We start from the raw sequence: 19,662 nt of genomic DNA, 5'->3' as shown, positions 1-19,662 counted from the left end.
TTAACTCTTAATATTTATAAAAGCAACTTGCTCCTATAAACTCTCTTATTATAGAGTTATCAGGTGTTATATCCTTATCAACATCTTTAAAAAAATGTATCAAACTTCTAAGTCTCATAGCTTCATAGTATACATCACTATCTTGCTGTATCTTATCAAGTTCTGGCTCAGCATATTTTTTCAGAACACAAAGTTCATAGACTAAACTTGAATTAAACATAACATCTGCTTCCTCTTGAAAAATAAAAACACTTTTTTCCTCTCCCCTTCTTATAGATGGCCACATCTTTAGTGTCTGCTCTCCAGCATATCCTCTTGAGAGTGAATCTCTAACTATTCTCCTTATTATTCTAACATCAGTTGTTGCTATTCTATTATGATTATCTAGATTTAGTTGCGTTAATGCACTTATATAAATTTTAAACTTATTTTCCTTTGGTATGGATGTAGTAAGTAATTCATTTAATCCATGAATTCCTTCAATTAATATCATTCCATTTTCAGGTAGCTTTAGTGAGTTTTCATGCCATTTTCTTGTTCCTGTTAAAAAGTCAAATTGAGGCATTATTATTTCTTTACCCTCTAATAAATCTTTAAGATTTTTATTAAATAACTCTAAATCTAGAGCATAAATTGATTCAAAATCATATTCTCCATGTTCATCTTTAGGTGTTCTCTCTCTATCTACAAAATAATCATCTAACGAAATCGGAACTGGAACCAAACCATTAACTCTTAGTTGTATTGCTAATCTTCTAGTAAAAGTTGTTTTTCCAGAAGATGAAGGCCCTGCTATTAAAACAACCTTAACATTTCCTCTATTCTCAATCATATCAGCAATGTGTGCTGTTTTTTTCTCATGGAAAGCTTCTGAAATTCTTACAATATCAACTATCTCTCCACTTACCACCTTTTCATTTAAAGACCCTACATCAGCTACATCTAAAATTTTTCCCCATTGCTCTGTTTCATAGAATACCTTTGCTAGATTTTTATGTTCTACAAACTCTGGTAAACTCGTAAGATCATTTTCTTTAGGTGGAATAAGTATGAAACCTGGTGCATAATAAATTAAATCAAATAGCTCAATATATCCTGTAGATATAGCTATTGGACCATAAAAATAGTCATATCTTCCACCTAATTCATAAAGCTTTAAACTGTTATTACTATTATATTTTAGCATCCTTACTTTATCTTCAAACCCATACCCCTTAAATATATCTATAGCCTCTTCCTTACTAACAGAAACTTTATTTATAGGGATATTCTCAATAACTATTTCCTTCATTCTCTTTTTTATTTTTTCTATATCTGTCTTATCAAGGGGTGAATCTTTATAAATTTCTCCATATAGTCCTTTACTCAAAGAGTGTTCTATAGAAACTCTTGCTTTTGGATATAAGTCATACACCGCTTTAATAAATACGAATTGGAGAGTTCTAATATAGGTACTAACAGAAATTTTTTCGGTAGCGCTAACTGCTTCTAAATATCCATCTTCATCAACTTTATAGCTAAGTTCTTGTAACTTTCCATTAAATTTGCATAATATACATTTTTTATATTCTTCAAGATTATTGTCTATAATAATCTTGCTTAATGTTACTCCCTTATCTACCTTTACTACTTTATCATTTTCTAAAGTTATACTTAACTTATCCATGACATTTCTCCTTATTTATTATTATCAAATTTATCTTATATTTATTTTTATCTGATGACTACCAGCATTCAGGTGTGGTTTCAAACCACACCTGAATTAAGTTTCACTTAATAACATCTTCTTTATTATTATATATTATAAATACAAAATAATATCTTATCCCCCTTATATTTTATAACTTTTTGCTAAAAATAGATATTTGAAAGGAGTGCTCAGAAATGTTTATATTAATGATTAGAACTGTAATCCTTTATATTTTAGTTGTCATTATATTGCGATTAATGGGCAAAAGACAAGTGGGTGAAATGGAACCCTTTGAATTAGTAATTGCTATAATGGTATCTGAGCTTGCAGCTCTTCCTATGCAGGATGTAAGAATTCCTTTAATACATGGAGTCATTCCTATAGTAACCCTGCTTATAGTTCAGCTAACTATAACCCTTTTAGAAATAAAAAGTGAAAAAGCTAGTGCTATAATAACTGGTACTCCAAGTATACTAATTAAAAATGGTAAAATTAACATACAAGAATTAAAAAATCAAAGACTATCTTATAATGATTTGATTGAAGAAATAAGAATTAGCGGATATTTTAATATTTCTGACATACAGTATGCTATTTTAGAAACTAGTGGTCAAATATCAATAATGCCTAAAAACTGCGCTGCACCTGTATGCCGTGAAGATCTAAATTTAAAGATTGCTGAAGAAACACTTCCCATAACCTTAATTCTTGATGGAAAACTAAACGAACATAATTTGAAATTAGCCAATAAAAATGAAGATTGGTTACTACATCAGTTAAAATCTAAAAAAATTAAATCTATAAAAAATGTTTTTTTAGCTACTATAGACTCTAGGGGTAACTTCTTTTGCCAATCTTATAATAAGTGAAGTTCTTAAATGTAATTAAGCTTTTTACTTATATAAAGCTAATAAGCAATTATCAATGACTGTAAAAATAAGATGAGTTTTTTAGAAAGGATATACTTATATATGAGAAATTTAATAATTTCATTCATGATTTTTATAATTATGGTTACTGGAATGGTAGTATCTCTAAATTTTCTTAATAAAAAATGCTCTTACTATGAGGGAATGGCAAGTTCTCTTGAAACTTCACTTAATAAAGAATCCTGGAATACAGCTTATGATATGTCAATAAAGTTTTTAGAAGAATGGAAAGAAGACTCAAAAGTTATTTCCGCATATATTAATCATTTTCATGTAGAGGCTATAAATGATCAAGTCTTAAAGTTGACTCAATACGTAAAAGTTAAAGACAAATCTGAATCCTTAGCTGTAGTTCATGAAATTAAATTTTTTCTAAAATCAATCTTATCTATGGAAAAAATAACAATAGATAACATCTTTTAAAAACAAATGTAATATACTATTTATTGAAACTTAATGTACTTTTATCATTTAAGGCACTATATTAGCTACATTATATTATATAGTATGGTAAATGTGTTAATATTGAGGTATAATATAGAAGGATAAATCCTGTCTAATTGACAAATATAGTCCTACATAACTATACTAATTTCGGAAGGTGGAATATATATGGCATTAGTAACTACTAAAAAAATGTTTCAAGACGCATATGAAGGTAGGTATGCAATAGGAGCTTTTAATATCAATAATATGGAAATATTACAAGGTGTTATGGAAGCTTGCAAAGAACAAAAATCTCCAGTTATAGTTCAAGTTTCAAAAGGCGCTCTTACTTATGCTGGCCCTAAATACTTAAAGGCTATGGTAGAGGCTGCTATAGCTGATACTGGTGTAGATGTTGCACTTCACTTAGACCATGGTCCAGATTTAGAGACGATTAAACTATGTATTGAAAATGGATTTACTTCTGTAATGTTTGATGGATCTCATTTTGACTTCGAAGAAAATATAGCTAAAACTAAAGAAGTGGTTGATTATGCACATGCTCATGGTGTTGTTGTAGAAGCAGAACTTGGAGTTCTTGCTGGCGTTGAAGATGATGTTAAGAGTGATGTTCATATTTACACTAACCCAGATCAAGCTGTAGATTTTGTTAATAGAACTGGTTGTGATTCACTAGCTATAGCTATCGGAACTAGCCATGGTGCATTTAAATTTGAAGGAGAAGCTAAGCTAAGATTTGATATATTAGAAGAAATCCAAGCAAAGTTACCTGGATTTCCAATAGTTCTTCACGGAGCATCTTCTGTTGATGCTGAACTTGTTGCACTTTCTAATGAATTCGGTGGAAAAATCCCTTCTAAAGCTAAAGGTGTTCCTGAAGAAATGCTTAGAAAAGCGTCTTCAATGGCAGTGTGTAAAATAAATATGGATACTGACTTAAGACTTGCAATGACTGCTGGTATAAGAAAAGTATTTGGAGAAAAACCATCTGAATTCGACCCTAGAAAATACTTAGGTGTTGGAAGAGATTTAATTAAATCATTAGTTGAAAGAAAAATCTTAGATGTTTTAGGATCTAATAATAAACTTTAAAAAATAAAAATGAAGTTGCTAAGTGCAACTTCATTTTTATTTTTCTACATAATTAGAAACATGTTTTATAATCATATTAATAGTTCCATCTCCATTACGAACTACTTCAAATCTACTATTATCATTATAAGCCTCTTCATTTATATAAAGATCAATATCCTTATCTATTTTAAGTCTTACTCTTTTTAGCTTTTTATCAACCCATTCTTTATCAATAGCTACTTTTTCTATTCCACCCTCTTCTTTTAAATAAGTTATAAAGTTTTCTTTAGCACTTGTTTCATTTCCAAATAGTTCTTCTGCCATTTCCTTTACATCTAGCTCTTCTTCTTCTCTAAGCTTCTTTTTTATTACACTTCTTATATTTTCTTGAGCCTCTGCATTTTCTTTTAAGTTTGTTCTAGTCCATTTTTCTGCTGATTGTACGAAGCTTTTAGTTAAATCCCTCTCATTATTAATTATTGAACAGCCTAAATAATTGCTTATAAAATAATTTGAACCATACTCTTCATTATTTTTACTTTTTGCTTGTTTATCTATTACCATTAGATCAAAAGTATTCTCAGACCTTAAAGGTTTTATAAAAGCGCATTTCTGAATTCTTTGTCCACTAGCTGGCAACCCCGTAAATTGAGGTATAATATTTATTCCAATTTTATTATCTATAAACTCTACATTATGAACATAATTCTTAACATAATCCATCTTCATAATACCAAGTAATGGTCCATATTCTGTAGATATTGAAATAAGCATTATATCACAGGATGCTATGCTCCCTTTAGACCTCATAAGTAAAAACATCTGTTTTGCTAACTCTTTAGATATCTGAAGTAAATTATTTTCTCCATTTAAAAATTCTTGAGATACATCTTTTACAATATTTCTATCTTCACTAAAAATAGCATATTTTAGTTCCTCATCTCTAAAACATTTTTGTATATGCTTATACAAGAATGCATATATTTCTTCATTAAGCTCCAATGTATACTCATTTAGTATGGGTTCGTCTGAGTTATTATCTAAAATATGTACAATAGCTTCATTTATAGTAATTTCATTTATATATTCCACGTAGATACCTCCAAGTTGTAATTTCACTAATTAATAACTCTATTTAGTGTGATAATTTTATAAACTCCATTATCGTCACTTATCAAATACCAAAGTAATTATATACTTGCTTTATTAAAAAAACAATAAAATAGGTATAATAACTTTATGTAATACTTTTACGTATTATAATATAAATAGAGTGATTAACTTTTCAATATTCTCTAAATATATAATATTAAATTAAAGAGGTGAATTTTATGAAAAAATTTATTATGTATCTAATGTTTATAGTAATTCTCGCTTTCACTGGATGCGGAAAAGATTCTAATCCAACTACTCCTACTACTCCTGAGAACAATAATAATCCTAAAGCCTACACTATAAGTGATTATTATCCTTTTAAAGAAAACATAGAGATGATATATGAGGGAAAAGGAAATGAATATGCTTCTCAAACCATAATGACAGACTTTATAAAAGATAATGTAATTCAAATTAGAGTAAATAATGGTGGAACTACTCTAGGTAGGTTAATACAAAATAAAAATGGAGAGCTATCTATTTTATATAATAAAGAGGAGTTTTACTATAAGGATAATTTAACTACTATGAATATAAACACAACCAATAAAGAGGTTATACTAAAAGAACCTTTACTTGTAGGTACTTCTTGGACACTTCCAAATGGAGCAAAACGCACAATTACAAGTACTTCTATAAATATAAACACTCCTTCCGGAGACTATACTGCTCTTGAAGTTACTACAGAAGGTTCTGATTATACAATTAAGGATTACTATGTGCTAAATATAGGTTTTGTAAAATCTGTATTTGCATCAAAGGATTTTGAAGTAACAACTTCTTTAAAGGAAATTCGTAATAATGTATCCTTAACACAAAGTCTACAGTTTTTTTATCCTCATCTTGTAGAAAATGATATTAAAGTTGGTTTTGTAAAAAGAAATATAACACTAAATACAAATGAAGAAATTAAAAATATTTTTGAACAATACTTCAAAAATCCACCAACTGAAAACTTAATACCATTAATTAGTAAGAACACTAAGATAAACAAACTTTATCCTGATACTGAAAAAAACGTTGTTATGGTGGATTTTTCAAAAGAATTAGTTAGTGAGATGAATGCTGGATCCGCTACTGAAGGCGCTATCCTAAAGAGTATTACAAATTCTTTAGCAAGATACTATACTGTAGATAAAGTTTATATCACTATTGAAGGTAATCCATATAGTTCAGGACATTTTGAAATGAAAAAAGATGAATTCTTTACAGTTGATTTTAAAGACTCAAACGAATTAAAATAAGCTCCTTTTCCTTATAATCTGGTTATGGTATAATTTAGGTTACTAAAGATTATGAGGTGAATTAATTGCGTGAGATTGAGACTAGAATAATAGATATAGATGTAGATGATATTCGAAAAAAATTATTGAATATTAATGCTGTTAAAGTAAAGCAAGAAAATCAAATTAATAATATATATGACTTTAACGATAAAAGGCTCTTGAATGAAAAAGGCTATGCAAGAATAAGAATAGTTGAAGATAAACTTAATAATAAAAACTTATACTATATGACAGTAAAAAAATTAATAAGCCAGGAAAAATACAAAGTCATGGATGAAAATGAAGTTCTAATTACCGATGCTCTTGAAGGTGAGAATATTTTTAAAGCACTTGGACTTCATTTAGTCCAGTCTATTAAAAAGTATAGAGAAAGCTACAAATATAAGGATACTCTTATTGAAATTGATATTAATGAAAAATCCTTTTGTCCTTTTCCCTATATTGAAATTGAAACCAATAATGAAGAGCAATTAAAAGAAGTAGTTACTCTTCTAGGATATTCTCTTAAAGATACTACTTCTAAAACTATTTATGAACTATTACAAAATAAAGGTCTAAGAGGTCTATAATGTTTGGATATGTTGGTCCATACAAAATGGAAGTGAAAGTACGAGATTATGAAAAATTTAATTCCTATTATTGTGGTCTTTGCATTGCTATAAAAAAAAATTATGGAAATCTACCTAGATTCTCTTTAAACTATGACATGACCTTTTTAGGTATACTAATAGATTCTTTAGACTCTAGTAAAGTGTCTTATATAAAAGGTAATTGCATAGCCCATCCCCTTAAGCATAAAAATATCATTATAGATAATCCAGCTTTAGACTATGCAGCTTTTTGTAATATATGTTTAACTTATCATAAGCTTATGGATGATTATAGGGATGACAAATCAGTAAAAAGTAAACTATTCGGATATTTCCTAAACAGTTACTTAAAAAATACTCCCTCCAATCTTCAGATTGTTATGGATTATACTGAGAAAAAGCTTAATGAACTTTATATAATGGAACATAACTCTAAAGGAAAAACTTTAGATGAACTATCCCATAGCTTTGCTGACTTAACAGGCTTTATCATATCAAATTACATTACAGACACTAACTATAAACTAGACTTATATTGGTTTGGCTATAATCTTGGCAAATGGATTTATATTATAGATGCTTATGATGATTTAGAAAAAGATATGTATAAAAATAAATTTAATGCTTTAAATGTATCGCTAAATGCTAATAATCTATCATATAATGAACTAAAACCTATTATAGAAGAAAGAGTAGATTTTACACTTACTAGCTGTGCTAGACAGTGTTATGAATCTTTTTTGAAACTTCCTATAAAGAAAAATGTTGACTTACTTGAAAATATACTTCATTATGGATTACTAAATAAAATGAATTTAGTATTTAAAAGGAGCGAATTTATAAATGAAAAATCCTTATGATATCCTTGAATTAAAGGAAGGCTCTTCTCTTGAAGAAATTAAGCAAGCCTATCGAAGACTTGCTAGAAAATATCACCCCGATCAATATGGCAATAATCCATTAAAAGATCTTGCTGAGGATAAAATGCGGGAATTAAATGAAGCTTATGAGCATCTAACTAAAAATGCTCAAACATCCTCAAGCTATTCTGACAACCATCATGCTTCTAATAATGCCAATTATAAGAATATAAGAATGAACATTGAACATGGAAATTATGCTTTTGCTGAGCAGCAATTAAATAATATGACTGATCACAATGCAGAGTGGAATTTTTTAATGGGGGTTATAAACATTAACAAGGGTTGGTATGATGCTGCTTATAATTACATGAATACAGCTTGTAGTCTTGATCCATTTAATAAGGAATATGCAAATACCTTTAAATCCATCAATAGACGAAATTATTCCTATAGAAGTCCATATAGGCGTAGTTATGGAAACAATGATGAATGTTGTGATTTATGTTGTAAACTATGGTGTGCAGACTCTCTTTGCGAATGCTGTGGCGGCGATCTTATTTCCTGCTGCTAAAGGAGAGATATTGTAATGTTTAAAACTTCAAATATAACAAGAGGCGGCTTATTTGCTGCCTTAAGCCTTATTTTTATATATTTAGCTTCCATAGTACCTACAAATAAGCTAGCTTTACTCACCCTATCTTCATTTATAATAATCTCTTCTATTTTAATTATAGGGCTAAAAAGTAGCTTTCTTCTATATATATCAGTAAGTATATTAAGTTTCTTTCTCCTTACATCTAAAGGTATAGCAATTATTTATTTAATATTTTTCGGAGCTTATGGCTTTATAAAATATTATATTGAGAGATTAAGTATACTTCCTATAGAGATAACTCTTAAAGTTTTATTTTTTAATTCTTGCCTTGGAATATTGTTCTTTTTATATGATGCATTTTTAGTAAATCTAGTAGATTTATCAAAAATAAGATTATCTCTATATATAGTTTGGTTTTTACTACAAATAGCATTTTTCATATATGACTATGTATTAACTCTATTTGTAGCTTATTTTAACACTAATCTAAAGGGTAAATTTGTAAAATGATCCTTTAGATATTGACTTTTAATAGGAAAGTGCTATAATTTTATTAGTAAATAATGCCCAATCGCCAAGCGGTAAGGCACTTGACTCTGACTCAAGTATTCGCAGGTTCGAATCCTGCTTGGGTAGCCAACTAAAAAAAGATATATCATGCGTTCTCCGCATGATATATCTTTTTTTAGTCGCTATTCGCTAATCTCTTATTATAGCGAATGGTGACTAGGGATTAGAGATTTATCTATTATTCTCTTACTCCTTAGAACTTCATGTTTTTAAAAAGGTCTGCAAACAAGAAGTTTCCTTCATCGTTATCCTTATTGTACTTATCTAGCTCTTCCTTTACACTAGTATCAGCTTCTTTAATACTTAGAGACATTTTCTTTCCTTCTACGTTTAATTCTAATATCTTAACCTTTACCTTATCTCCTATATTTAAAACCTGTGCTGGCTTTGCAATATGATCATCTGTAATTTGAGAAATATGCACTAACCCATCAAATCCTGGTTCCAACTCTACAAAAGCACCAAAATCTGCAAGTCTTACTACTTTTCCTTCTACTACATCATTAACTTTGTATTTAGCAGTTGCATTAATCCAAGGATTTTCTTTTACATCTTTAAGTCCTAAAGATATTCTCCCTTTCTCCTTATCAAAATCTAATACATAAACCTCTACATCATCTCCTACTTTCACTACCTCTGAAGGATCATTTACTCTTTTCCATGATAAATCCGAATTATGAATTAATCCATCCATTCCACCTAAGTCTACAAAAGCACCAAACTTAGCAAGTCTACTAACAACACCTGCTCTTTTCTCCCCTTTTTTAAGAGTAGCCCATAGTTCATCTTTCTTTACCTGTTCTTCTTTCTTTTCAACTTCTTTTCTTGAAAGTACAATCCTATGCTTATCTTTATCAAATTCAATTATCTTAACTAATAAGTTCTTACCTTTAAATTCATTTAAATCCTTTACAAAGGAATTAGATACATGGGATGCTGGTATAAATGCTCTTATTCCTTTTATGTAACAAATAACTCCACCCTTTATAACTTCACTAACATTAACCTCAAATAAAGTTTCTTTTTTAAAGTTTTCTTCAAATTCATTCCAAATCTTTATTGCATCTGCTTTTCTTTTAGATAAGACTACATTACCTTCCCCATCGTTTGCCTTTAATACATATACTGTAATTTTATCTCCTGGATTTAAAATCTCAGTAGGATTAACTTCTTCTTCTGACACTTCTGCTCTATCTATTATTCCATCAGCCATATAACCTATATTGACCAAGGCTCCTTTTTCAGATACGGATATAACTTCTCCTTCAATGATATCTCCACTGTGAACAGGCTTCATAGTTTTATCTATGTGCTCCATAATTTCACTCATTGAACCTTCTTCAAACTTTTCAGTTATCATATATAACCTCTCCTTATCTTTTCTAATGATAATTTTACTCTACTTATTATAGTATACCAAATTATGTTTAAATATTAAAGAAATCACTAATTTTTAATATATAGTATGTATGTTTTTAATTTTAGTATTAGACCTCAATAAGTATGGTATTGTTTTCAATATACCTCTTGACACTATTTCCTATTTAGACTATAATTGAAAAATTAGAAGAATATATTATAATTGCGTTGATAAGGAGTAGTAGTGTTACTTTCATTTCCAGAGAGCTGCCGTAGGGTGCAAGGCAGTATTGATAAAACATGAACTTGCCTTTGAGCTTATCTGTGAAAATCAGATACGGTTAAACCGTTATGTTTATGAGTGAAGCAATATTGCTTAATTAAGAGTGGTACCGCGGAAGTAACTTTCGTCTCTTACAGTGTAGAGATGAGGGTTTTTTTGTTTTTTAAAATTAATTACATACTTAAACATTCAAGGAGGTCAACTTTAAATGGCAAACTACGGAACATTAGTAGATAAAAAATGGCAAAACAAATGGGAAGAATCTGGCTTACATAGCTTTAATGAAAATGCACCAGGTGAAAAACTATATGTACTTGAAATGTTTTCTTACCCGTCAGGATCAAAATTACATGCAGGTCACTGGTTTAACTATGGCCCTACTGATTCTTGGGCAAGATTCAAAAAAATGCAAGGCTATAATGTATTTCAACCTATGGGTTTTGATGCTTTTGGTCTTCCAGCTGAAAACTATGCTATAAAAACTGGGATTCACCCAAAAGATTCTACAATTCAGAACATATCTAATATGGAAGAACAACTAAAAGCTATGGGAGCTATGTTTAATTGGGATCATGAAGTGGTAACTTGTCTTCCTGATTATTATAAGTGGACTCAATGGGTATTCTTAAAACTATTTGAAAAAGGACTCGCATACAGAAAAAATGCTCCTGTAAACTGGTGCCCTAGTTGTAATACAGTTCTTGCAAATGAGCAAGTTGTAGAAGGTTGTTGCGAGAGATGTGATTCTGAGGTTACAAAGAAAGCATTAACTCAATGGTTCTTTAAAATCACAGACTATGCAGATGAACTTTTAGAAAAACTTGGAGACTTAGATTGGCCTGAAAAAACTAAGTCAATGCAAAAACATTGGATTGGTAAGTCTAAAGGTGCTGAAGTAACCTTTAAAATTAAAGACTCTAATTTAACCTTTGATGTATTTACTACAAGAATTGATACTCTTAATGGAGTTACTTATGTAGTATTAGCACCTGAAACTCCTTTAGTAGATGAGATTACAACTGCTGAAAATAAAGCAGCTCTTGAAGAATATAAACTTCAAGCTCAAAAACAATCAGATATAGAAAGACAATCTACTACACGAGAAAAAACAGGGGTATTCACTGGGGCTTATGCTATAAATCCTATTAATGGGAAGACTGTTCCAATATGGGTTGGAGATTATGTTCTTGCAACTTATGGAACAGGTTGTGTAATGGCCGTTCCTGGTCATGATGAACGTGACTTTGCTTTCGCTACAAAGTATAATTTGCCAATAATTAGAGTTATTGAAGGTGGAGAGTCTCTTCCTTATACTGAATATGGCACTTTAGTTAACAGTGGTGAATTTGATGGTCTATCTAGTGAAGCTGCTAAAGAAGCTATAATAAATAAACTAAAAAAAGATAGATTAGGTGGTTGGAAAGTAAACTACAGACTTCGTGATTGGTTAGTATCAAGACAAAGATATTGGGGAGCACCTATTCCAGTAGTTTATTGTGATAAATGTGGAACAGTACCAGTACCTGAAAATCAATTGCCAGTAAAACTACCTTACGATATAGAATTTACTCCTGATGGTAAATCTCCACTTTCTAAGAATGATGCATTCTTAAACACTACTTGTCCTACATGTGGAGGGCATGCTATACGTGAAACTGACACATTAGATACCTTTGTTTGTTCTTCTTTCTACTATTTGAGATATGTAGATAATAAAAATGAAGAAAAGTGTTTTGATTCTGATAAAGTAAATGCAATGCTTCCTGTAGATAAATATGTAGGTGGTCCTGAGCATGCAGTAATGCACCTTTTATATGCTAGATTTATAACTAAAGCTCTAAGAGATATGGGATATGTAAACTTCGATGAGCCATTTAAATCTTTAACTCACCAAGGCTTAATACTTGGACCAGATGGAATGAAAATGAGTAAATCCAAAGGAAATACTATTTCTCCAGATGACTATATAAAAGAATTTGGTGCTGATGTATTTAGAATGTACCTAATGTTTGGATTTGCATATTCTGAGGGTGGCGCTTGGTCTGATGATGGTATTAAATCTATGGGTAGATTTATAGATAGAGTTCAAAGACTTTTAGAAGACAGTAAAACTGAAATAGCTAATGGTAGTAATACAAATGTTAATATGGGAAAATCCGAAAAAGAATTAAACTATGCAAGACATTATGCTATTAATCATGTTACTGAGGACACAGATAAATTCCAATTTAATACTGCAATAGCTAGAATGATGGAATTTACAAATGCTTTATCTAAATATTTAAGCGAAGAAAATAAAAATATAGAATTCCTTAAAGAAGCCTTAACTGACTACATTAAACTTCTAGCTCCATTCGCTCCTCATTTTGCTGAAGAACAATGGGAATCCTTAGGAAAGGATTTCTCAGTATTTAATGCGCCTTGGCCAACATTTGATCCTAATGCATTAATAAAAGATGAAGTTGAAATAGCTATCCAAATTAGTGGAAAAATAAGAGCTAGAATGAACATCCCTACTAATCTTACTGAGGATGAAATTAAAGAAGCTGCTTTAAACAATGAAACTATTAAAGAAGCTTTAGAAGGAAAAACTGTTATGAAGGTTATCGTTGTAAAAGGAAAACTTGTAAATATAGTAGCTAAATAATAATAAAAGGATTTTGCCAAGGGCAAAATCCTTTTATTTATATATCCTAATACTTCTTTCAGTTGCTTCAAGTAATTTACTAAGTTCAGCCGCGTCTCCTTCTGCTACAAGTTTATTTAACTGTATACGATAATTATCTGCTTCTGTATTTCTTCCAATAGAAATAAGAGTAAAGACATTGTTCATTATGTCTGAAACTAGACTTGATTTAACTTCAAATAACTTTTGAGCATCCATTATCTCATCTTTAATTTCAAGCATCTCTTGATCTAAATTGAAAGCTGCATCTGCGGCATTCTTAAGCTTATTTTTTATTTCTTCAGGTATTTGATGCTTGTACTTATAGTTTAAGGAATGCTCCACTGTTGCCCAAAAATTCATAGCTAAAGTTCTTATTTGGAATTCAGCTAATATATCTTTAACTCCATCGGCCATGTTTACTGGATATTTTACAACTATATGATAGCTTCTATATCCACTCATTTTCACATCTGTTATGTAGTCTTTTTCATATATAATTTGCATATCTTTTCTTTTTCTAATTAAATCTACTACCTTATATATATCATCAACAAATTGGCACATTACTCGCATTCCTGCAATATCCTCTAACTCATATTCAATTCTTTCAATAGGAATGCTAAATTTATTTGCCTTCTCTAATATGCTAGATAATTCCTTAACTCTACCTGTTACAAACTCAATAGGTGAATTTTCATTTTTCCTTCTATATTCTCTTCTAATACTTTTAAATTTCACCTTCAATTCTTCTACTGCTTGCTCGTAAGGTATTAAAAACTTTTTCCACTCTCTTACTGCCATATAATTCACCCTTTACGTTATTATTGTATACTTTTACATATCTTATAATATTATAATACATAATTGTACATTATATAAATTATTATTTCATCTGTTGTGTACTTTTTGTAAACTTTTTTGATATAATTTATTTATGCGTATATTTTGTAATTACTTCGGGTGGTGGTTAAATATGAAAGATATTTTTTCAGGATTAAATGATTTGGGTTTTGAAAATGTTGATTCTATAGACTTGTATCAAAAAAATAAAGAAGAATTTGAAAAAGAATTAGAAGAAGCATCTGAAAAATCAGTACGAAATGAATTAATACATTTATATGATAAAAAAATTATTTGTCCTGTTTGTGGTGAAAATTTTTCGGTAAAAGCCGTAAAAACATCATCATATAGAACACAAGGTAAAGATAGCGACTTTTTTATTAGGTATGACTTAGTAAATCCTTATTTTTATGATGTTTGGCTTTGCAATAGTTGTGGATATGCTGCTATGAAAGCAGACTTTGAAAAAATTAAAAGCTTTCAAAAATATCTAATAAAACAAAATATATCATCTAAATGGAAAGGGAGAGTTTATAGTGAGCCCTATGATGTTAACACTGCAATTGAGCGCTATAAATTATCTTTATTAAATTATTTTTATATGGACTCTCCTGCTAGTAAAAAAGCAATGAATTGTTTAAAGTTAGCATGGATGTGTAGAGTAATTGAAGATTCTAAATCTGAAAATGAATATCTAAGCCAAGCACTAAAAGGTTTTAATGATGCATATTTTAATGAAGACTTTCCTATTTATGGTATGGATAGATTTACTACTATGTATTTGATAGGCGAACTTAATAGAAAACTAGGAAATAACGAAGATGCATTACTTTGGTTTAGTAAAGTAATTACTACTCCTAACATAAATAAAAGACTTAAAGAAATGACAAGAGATCAAAAGGATCTTATTAAAAGTTCATCTTTAGAAAAAGATGAGTCTGAAAGCGAGTCTACTTCTAATAAGAAGAAAGGATTTTTTTCATCCTTCTTTAACAAATAAAACTATTAAATAAATTTAAGTTGCTAATCACTACTTTGGGTACTTCTGTGCACCTTATTGTGACTAGCAACTTTTTAATATTTTAGTCACTAAAGAATATTCATTATTAACTTATAGGATTTGTATAGGATTAAAGTTTATATAATCACAAGATGTCATTATGTATTCCGTTCCTTTATGTTCTCCTTCAAAGACATTCTTTAATGATGGTCCATGAAGATGACCATATACAACCTTCTCTACTTTATACTCTTGAAAAATTTTTAGAAAATCTGATTCTTCAAACTTATCATTAACAGGGGGATAGTGAATCATTACAATTATCTTACTATATCCTGCACTTACAGCTTTATCTAGAGATAACTTTAATCTTATCTGTTCTCTACTGTATATCTTTCTATCATGCTCACCATATTTATCTCCTGGTGGATTCCATCCTCTTGTTCCACAAATGGCATAATCCCCATAGATAAAAAAGTTATTTTGAATAAAGTTTATATCTTCATGCAAATCATTCAATTTACTTATGCTTCCCCACCAGTAGTCATGATTTCCTTTTGAAATAATCTTTTTACCTGGTAAGCTATGTATCCACTGAAGATCTCTAATTCCATCTTCCATTCTCATAGACCAAGATATGTCTCCTGCTATTAAAACTGTATCTTCAGGATTAATTTTTTTAATCCAATTTTCTTTTATTCTCTCGTGGTGATTAAGCCAATGCTCTCCGAAAACGTCCATAGGTTTATCACCTGCAAAAGATAAGTGTAAATCTGATATCGCATATAATGCCACTTTCTCACCTTCTATCTGCTAATGTATCTATATCCATTATGTATGCTATAACCTCTGCTACTGCATTATATAACTCTGATGGAATATTTTCCCCTACATTTACATTAGTTAATAATTCAGCCAGTTCCTTATTATACACTACTGGAACATCGTTCTTTTCAGCTTCCTCAATTATTTTATCTGCTATATATCCCATTCCTGCTGCAGTGACTACAGGGGCTTCATAGTTTAATTCATATTTTAATGCAGCAGCTTTTCTTCTCATGCCTTTATTCATCTTCTCCCCCCATAATCTTTTATTAAACCTTTAGATTAATTCTAGTAAATTCGTTATCCTCAAAAAAATCTCTACACTTAACTAAATTTGCTTCCTTCTCTTTTTTATCAACCTTAACACTAGTTATAAAACCCATATTATTTAGACTCTTCTCAACTTTACTTTTTCCTATTTCTAAAACCTTAACCCAATTTTCTTCAGATTTAATATCTATATTTATAGTACTATTTGATACCTTAATATAAGCATCCACTACACCCATGTTAATAGTTTTTACAGAGGCTACAAATTTAACATTAGTTGAATCTATTTTTTTGCCTTTTTTTCTATCATCTTTAACTATTAGCTTACATGGATATTCTTTATCTTTCAAATTAACAGGAACATCTACATAGTAATATTGATTAGATACAGAGTTGAACACCTTAAAATCATTCATCTTACTTTCAAGTCCTTGAAGAACTTTACTTGCAATATCTTTATTAACATTGTTACTTTCTTCTAAAACTTGTTTTATTAATTCTTTCATCTCACTAATCTTAGTATCTATTTGTTCCTTTACAAGTTGTGATGCTTCTACCTTTTCATTGTTGAGCTTTTTAATATGTATATCTTCAGTAAGTTCTTCAAGGTGTATATCTTTTGATATATTAGAAGACAAGTTATCTTCTAACAAACCTTCAGTTTCAGAATTCAATATAAATTCCGAACTGCCATCCCTATCAATATTCTTTATATCAACTTGAAGTTTATTTTTCCCTATATTATTTATTATTCCATCTTCCATATCAGAGCTATTTGTATCTCCTAAATCCAATAATCTTCTTAATATCTCTTTTTTATCTAGCTCTTTAATTTCATTATTTTCATAAGCATTTTGAATGTAAGCACTACTTCTTGAAGGAGTATTGGCCTTATTATCTACAACTCCATCTTTGCTTTGTAAATTATTCATAGTTACATCTTTTATTTCTATTTCAATTTCCTTTGGACTAATACTTCCTTTATCTGCTTTAGATAATTCACTCTCTAATTCTTTAATATCCTTATATAAAGACATAGATTCCTTATTTAATTTGTTAAAACTTTTAATATTTTCTTCAGTAAATTTTATATCATTTTCAATTAAGGTCATTAATTCATCTAAATCAAGATTTTTAAATTCATGAAAAAATCCTTTAAGTGAATTTGATATATTTTGTCCTTTTTCACTATTAATATCTATACCTTTATTACTTAAATACTTCATTATGAAACTATCTTCTTCTCTAACATCTTGAAGAATTTTCATCTGAAAGTCTATTAAAGATTTTGTCTTTGAAATATTTTCTTTTGTTAAAGCCATTTTATATTTTACCATTTTTTCAATAATGCTATAATCTTCTTGCTTTATATTTATTCCTTGTTCTTCTAGAATATCTCCTATTACGTTCTCTTGAGTTTCTTCTCCAGAGTCACTAAGAACTTTTACAATGAGCTTTCCATTTTCATAACCTTCTATCTGAAACTTTATCAATTCTTTAGGTGTGAAATCTATTGAGTCTTTAAGTTGTGCTGAAAATTGCCATCCATCTAGAAGCTTAAGGACAGCTTCATTAGTCAGCTTATCTACACTAGCAATTCTAGCAGTAACTTGCTCTCCTACTGTAAAAGATAGTTTCTTATGCATCTTTTTCGAATCTATATTATAAGCATTATTAATCTGCAAAATTCCACCCATTTATTTCACACCCCCTAGAATTTTTACAAAGAAAATATTATTGCATAACTATTTTGTAGTAATTCTTTTTACCTTTTTTAACAAGGGCACTTCCATCTTTAAGATCTTCCTCTTTTAAAATAAAGTTTGGATCTTCTACTTTATTATCGTTAATTTGAAGTCCTCCTTGATCAATAAGTCTTCTTCCTTCCTTTTTAGACGGAATTACTTTTCCTTTTAAAAGTATATCTAATAAAGCTGTTCCTATCTCTTCATTAGTAATTTCAATTGAAGGAACATTACTCATATCTACCCCACCACCAAATAAAGCTTCTGCTGCAGTTTGAGCCTTAATTGCTTCTTCTTCTCCATGTACAAGTTTAGTAACTTCAAAAGCTAAAATTTTCTTAGCTTCATTGATAGCTGCATCCTCTAATGCCGCAAGTCTTCTAACTTCATCCATAGGAATAAAAGTAAGTAATGATAAGCATTTTTCTACATCTGCATCATTTACATTTCTCCAATATTGGTAGAAATCATATGGTGATGTCTTAGAAGGATCAAGCCATAATGCTCCATTTTCTGTTTTACCCATCTTTTTCCCTTCACTATTAGTTAGTAAAGTACAAGTCATAGCAAAAGCAGATTTTCTTTCTTTTCTTCTTATAAGATCCATTCCTGCTATCATATTAGACCATTGGTCATCTCCACCAAGCTGCATAACACAATTGTATCTCTTGTTTAGCTCTAAGAAATCATATCCTTGCATTATCATATAATTAAATTCTAGGAAAGATAACCCTTTTTCCATTCTTTGCTTAAAACATTCTGCTGTAAGCATTTTGTTTACTGAAAATTGGACTCCTATGTCTCTTATAAACTCCACATAGTTTAACTTTAAAAGCCAATCTGCATTATCTACAAGTATAGCCTTGTCATCAGTAAAATCTATAAATTTAGAGAGTTGCTTCTTTATACTATCAACATTCGCTCCTATTTCCTCTTCAGTAAGCATTTTTCTCATATCTGTTTTTCCGCTTGGATCACCAATCATGGCTGTTCCACCACCAACTAAGGCTATAGGTTTATGTCCTGCCTTTTGCATATGTGACATAAACATCATAGCAATAAAATGTCCTACATGAAGACTATCTGCAGTTGGATCAAAGCCTATGTAAAAAGTTACTTTTTCTTTTCCTAGTAAATCCCTTATCTCATCTTCATGAGTTGTTTGTTTTATGTATCCTCGTTCCATTAATACATTAAATACATTTTCCATATCCAATTCCTCCATTTTTTTGATTTATAAAATAAAAAATCCCTCTATATAAAAATATAAAGGGACGAATTATCTCCGTGGTACCACCCAAGTTAATATGCATGCATATTCTCTCAAATCCCTTATAACGTAGGGATGATACGTAACAATCTACTAAGCAATATTTCATTGCTTTTCAATCTAAGATTCAGGAATGTATTTCACTATGCTCCTCAACTAGTTCTCACCAACCACTAGCTCTCTAAATGATTTATATAGTTACT

The 19,662-nt window shown here is 29.7% G+C and carries 18 protein-coding genes, 1 tRNA gene and 2 other annotated features (1 of these 21 cut by a window edge); of the genes, 11 read left to right on the top strand and 8 right to left on the bottom strand.

What is annotated here, in order from left to right:
• Positions 1-7: 7 nt before the first annotated feature.
• On the bottom strand, positions 8-1,666 hold the full coding sequence (locus ACX0KU_RS08670; RefSeq protein WP_472989421.1) for a nucleoside kinase: 1,659 nt from the start codon (positions 1,664-1,666) through the stop codon (positions 8-10).
• 218 nt (positions 1,667-1,884) lie between these two features.
• Between ACX0KU_RS08670 and ACX0KU_RS08665 the strand changes: the two genes are divergently transcribed.
• From ACX0KU_RS08665 to fba, 3 genes are all read left to right on the top strand, one after another.
• On the top strand, positions 1,885-2,559 hold the full coding sequence (locus ACX0KU_RS08665) for a DUF421 domain-containing protein (protein ID WP_472989419.1): 675 nt from the start codon (positions 1,885-1,887) through the stop codon (positions 2,557-2,559).
• A gap of 102 nt (positions 2,560-2,661) precedes the next feature.
• Positions 2,662-3,042, top strand: a complete 381-nt coding sequence (locus tag ACX0KU_RS08660) for a DUF4363 family protein (protein WP_472989418.1) — start codon at positions 2,662-2,664, stop codon at positions 3,040-3,042.
• Between the two features lie 189 nt (positions 3,043-3,231).
• Positions 3,232-4,158: a class II fructose-1,6-bisphosphate aldolase gene (gene fba, locus ACX0KU_RS08655; protein ID WP_472989417.1), complete on the top strand. Its 927-nt coding sequence runs from the start codon at positions 3,232-3,234 to the stop codon at positions 4,156-4,158.
• A 36-nt stretch (positions 4,159-4,194) separates the two neighbouring features.
• On the opposite strand, the gene ACX0KU_RS08650 is transcribed toward fba, so the two are convergent.
• Positions 4,195-5,232: a nucleoid-associated protein gene (locus ACX0KU_RS08650; RefSeq protein WP_472989416.1), complete on the bottom strand. Its 1,038-nt coding sequence runs from the start codon at positions 5,230-5,232 to the stop codon at positions 4,195-4,197.
• Positions 5,233-5,471: 239 nt separating this feature from the next.
• Here ACX0KU_RS08650 and ACX0KU_RS08645 point away from each other — a divergent pair, with 239 nt between their 5' ends.
• The 6 genes from ACX0KU_RS08645 (at position 5,472) to ACX0KU_RS08620 (ending at position 9,268) form a co-directional block, all read left to right on the top strand.
• Positions 5,472-6,539, top strand: a complete 1,068-nt coding sequence (locus ACX0KU_RS08645) for a GerMN domain-containing protein (protein WP_472989415.1) — start codon at positions 5,472-5,474, stop codon at positions 6,537-6,539.
• A 65-nt stretch (positions 6,540-6,604) separates the two neighbouring features.
• Positions 6,605-7,150 (top strand): class IV adenylate cyclase, encoded by a 546-nt coding sequence (locus ACX0KU_RS08640; RefSeq protein WP_472989413.1) that lies wholly within the window; start codon positions 6,605-6,607, stop codon positions 7,148-7,150.
• The gene (locus ACX0KU_RS08635) at positions 7,150-8,031 is read left to right on the top strand and encodes a DUF5685 family protein (protein WP_472989412.1); all 882 of its coding nucleotides are present in this window, start codon (positions 7,150-7,152) and stop codon (positions 8,029-8,031) included. The genes ACX0KU_RS08640 and ACX0KU_RS08635 overlap by 1 nt, the downstream gene beginning before the upstream one ends.
• Entirely contained in the window at positions 8,015-8,605 is a 591-nt protein-coding gene (locus ACX0KU_RS08630; RefSeq protein WP_472989411.1) for a J domain-containing protein, read from the top strand. Before ACX0KU_RS08635 ends, ACX0KU_RS08630 begins: the two co-directional genes overlap by 17 nt.
• A 15-nt stretch (positions 8,606-8,620) precedes the next feature.
• Positions 8,621-9,139, top strand: coding sequence for a hypothetical protein (locus ACX0KU_RS08625; RefSeq protein ID WP_472989410.1), 519 nt, complete (start codon positions 8,621-8,623; stop codon positions 9,137-9,139).
• Positions 9,140-9,193: 54 nt separating this feature from the next.
• Positions 9,194-9,268 (top strand) — tRNA-Gln (locus ACX0KU_RS08620).
• 124 nt (positions 9,269-9,392) lie between these two features.
• Here ACX0KU_RS08620 and rpsA read toward each other — a convergent pair.
• Positions 9,393-10,559, bottom strand: coding sequence for a 30S ribosomal protein S1 (rpsA, locus tag ACX0KU_RS08615; RefSeq protein ID WP_472989409.1), 1,167 nt, complete (start codon positions 10,557-10,559; stop codon positions 9,393-9,395).
• 218 nt (positions 10,560-10,777) lie between these two features.
• Positions 10,778-10,976: a binding site (T-box leader), on the top strand.
• Between the two features lie 73 nt (positions 10,977-11,049).
• On the opposite strand from rpsA, the gene leuS reads away from it, so the two are divergent.
• Entirely contained in the window at positions 11,050-13,488 is a 2,439-nt protein-coding gene (gene leuS / locus ACX0KU_RS08610) for a leucine--tRNA ligase (protein WP_472989408.1), read from the top strand.
• Between the two features lie 33 nt (positions 13,489-13,521).
• Here leuS and yjbM read toward each other — a convergent pair whose 3' ends face one another.
• Positions 13,522-14,310, bottom strand: coding sequence for a GTP diphosphokinase (gene yjbM, locus ACX0KU_RS08605; protein ID WP_472989407.1), 789 nt, complete (start codon positions 14,308-14,310; stop codon positions 13,522-13,524).
• Positions 14,311-14,482: 172 nt separating this feature from the next.
• On the opposite strand from yjbM, the gene ACX0KU_RS08600 reads away from it, so the two are divergent.
• On the top strand, positions 14,483-15,349 hold the full coding sequence (locus ACX0KU_RS08600) for a DUF2225 domain-containing protein (RefSeq protein WP_472989406.1): 867 nt from the start codon (positions 14,483-14,485) through the stop codon (positions 15,347-15,349).
• A 111-nt stretch (positions 15,350-15,460) separates the two neighbouring features.
• Here the strand turns inward: ACX0KU_RS08600 and ACX0KU_RS08595 are convergent, their stop codons facing one another.
• The 4 genes from ACX0KU_RS08595 to tyrS are packed head-to-tail and all read right to left on the bottom strand — an operon-like array spanning position 15,461 to position 19,399.
• Positions 15,461-16,144 (bottom strand): metallophosphoesterase, encoded by a 684-nt coding sequence (locus ACX0KU_RS08595; protein ID WP_472989405.1) that lies wholly within the window; start codon positions 16,142-16,144, stop codon positions 15,461-15,463.
• A 4-nt stretch (positions 16,145-16,148) separates the two neighbouring features.
• A complete protein-coding gene (locus ACX0KU_RS08590; protein ID WP_472989404.1) occupies positions 16,149-16,421 on the bottom strand; it encodes an EscU/YscU/HrcU family type III secretion system export apparatus switch protein in 273 nt (90 codons plus the stop codon).
• Positions 16,422-16,443: 22 nt separating this feature from the next.
• On the bottom strand, positions 16,444-18,141 hold the full coding sequence (locus ACX0KU_RS08585) for a hypothetical protein (RefSeq protein ID WP_472989403.1): 1,698 nt from the start codon (positions 18,139-18,141) through the stop codon (positions 16,444-16,446).
• A 37-nt stretch (positions 18,142-18,178) separates the two neighbouring features.
• The gene (gene tyrS, locus ACX0KU_RS08580; RefSeq protein WP_472989402.1) at positions 18,179-19,399 is read right to left on the bottom strand and encodes a tyrosine--tRNA ligase; all 1,221 of its coding nucleotides are present in this window, start codon (positions 19,397-19,399) and stop codon (positions 18,179-18,181) included.
• Positions 19,400-19,456: 57 nt separating this feature from the next.
• Positions 19,457-19,662 (bottom strand) — a binding site (T-box leader); it runs 21 nt beyond the window's last position.

The organism is Clostridium sp. X (genome assembly GCF_055755365.1).
This window is presented reverse-complemented; position numbering and strand designations above follow the sequence as displayed.